Below are 1,801 nucleotides of genomic sequence, written 5' to 3'. Positions count from 1 at the left end.
AAAATCCGGACCGGCGGGCCTAGGCTGGCACCAGGAAGGCTCCGCCACATAATCTCGCCCGACGCATAAGAACGGTTATGTGGCGCGCCACATAACCGTTCAGCGGGGCGGTCTACGTCTTCCGGGCGAAGCGGACGGACCGGATCAAGCTGATCTTCTGGGACGGCACCGGCATCTGTCTTTATGCCAAGCGCCTGGAGGACGGTGAGTTCCGCTGGCCGAAAGTGCAGGACGGCGTGATGCGGCTGACGGCCGCGCAACTGTGCTCGATTGGCGGCGGGTCCACGAGGCGCACCGGACCCGCGTTCCAGTCCAGGCGGGCTGACCCGCGACGAAGTGAATCAGCCTGGATTCTGCTGTCGCGGGCTGTCGGCGAAATATGGTCTGATCCGGTCATGGCGATGACGGCTGACCAGCTTCCCGACGATCCGGACGCGCTGAAGGCGATGGTCCTGGCGCGCGACGTCGAGAATGCCGTCTGATCCAGATCATCAAGGAATTGCAGCGTCACCGCTTCGGCCGGCGTGCCGAGACGCTGCCGGAAGACCAGCTTCTACTGGGGCTTGAGGAAGCCGAGCAGATCGAGGCGGCCGACGAGGAGAAGAACGAGCAGGCTGCTCCCGCGGAACGTCTGGTAAAGACTGCCAAACGTCAGGCCAACCGTGCTCGCTGCCGGCGCATCTTCCTCGCGTGGAGATGGTCGTCGACATCGAGGACCATGCCTGCCCGTGCTGCCGCAATGGGTTGCATCGAATCGGTGAGGACGTGAGCGAGCGGCTCGATATCATTCCCGCGCAGCTGCGTGTGATTGTCGTGCGCCGGCCCAAATATGTCTGCCGCGCCTGTGAGGATGTGGTCGTTCAGGCTCCCGCGCCGGCCCGGCTGATTGAGGGTGGTCTTCCGACAGAGGCAACGGTTGCCCAGGTGCTGGTCTCCAAATACGCCGATCACTTGCCGCTCTATCGTCAGGCGCAGATCTATGCCCGGCAAGGCATTAATCTTGATCGCTCCACGCTGGCCGACCGGGTCGGCCGCGCCGCCTGACACCTGCGTCCGGTGCATGAGCGGCTGCTTGGCAAGCTGAAGGCCTCGCCGAAGCTCTTCGCCGACAAGACGACTGCGCCGGTGCTCGATCCCGGCCGAGGCAGGACCAAGACCGGGCAGCTCTGGGCCTATGCGCGTGATGATCGGCCATGGCAGGGAGCCGACCCGCCGGGCGTCGCTTATGTCTATGCGCCGGACCGAAAGGCCGAGCGTCCGATCGCTCATCTCGCAGGCTTCACCGGAATCTTGCAAGTCGACGGCTATGGCGGCTATCGCGTGCTGGCCGACAAAAGCGGCGTCACGCTTGCCTTCTGCTGGGCGCATGTCCGTCGGCGCTTTTATGAACTGGCAGCGGCCGGTCCCGCGCCGATTGCCAGCGAGGCGCTGAGACGGATCGCCGAACTCTACAAGATCGAGGATGACATCCGTTGCCGATCGGCCGACGAGCGCCGCGCTGCGCGCCAGGAAAGGAGTGCTTCAATCATCGCAGCACTCGACCCATGGCTGCGTGAGAAGCTCGGCCTGATCAGCCAAAAGACCAAGCTGGCAGAGGCAATCCGTTACACGCTCTCACGCTGGCAAGGGCTCTCGCGCTTCCTCGAAGACGGCCGCATCGAGATCGACAGCAACGTCGTCGAGCGCTCCGTCCGACCGATCGCCATCTCGGGGTCATTCTGCCCATGTTGGGCAGGAGGTCGAGGTCCATTACCGTTGGCACCCGTATTTCGGACATCGGCTTCGCTGCGAGAACAGCGAA

Annotated in this window: 2 pseudogenes; both read left to right on the top strand. The window is 63.9% G+C overall.

Annotated features, from left to right (window positions below):
• Positions 1 to 107: 107 nt before the first annotated feature.
• A pseudogene (gene tnpB / locus NKH13_RS35465) lies at positions 108 to 260 on the top strand (IS66 family insertion sequence element accessory protein TnpB); the annotation flags it as partial.
• 135 nt (positions 261 to 395) lie between these two features.
• Positions 396 to 1,710 (top strand): annotated as a pseudogene (gene tnpC / locus NKH13_RS35460) (IS66 family transposase); the annotation flags it as partial.
• Positions 1,711 to 1,801 lie beyond the last annotated feature (91 nt).

The sequence above is a fragment of the Mesorhizobium sp. M1348 genome, assembly GCF_040317925.1.
In the GTDB taxonomy this organism is placed as follows: Bacteria; Pseudomonadota; Alphaproteobacteria; order Rhizobiales; family Rhizobiaceae; genus Mesorhizobium.
The sequence above is the reverse complement of the archived record's forward strand: the minus strand, read 5'-3'. Positions and strand labels throughout refer to the sequence as shown.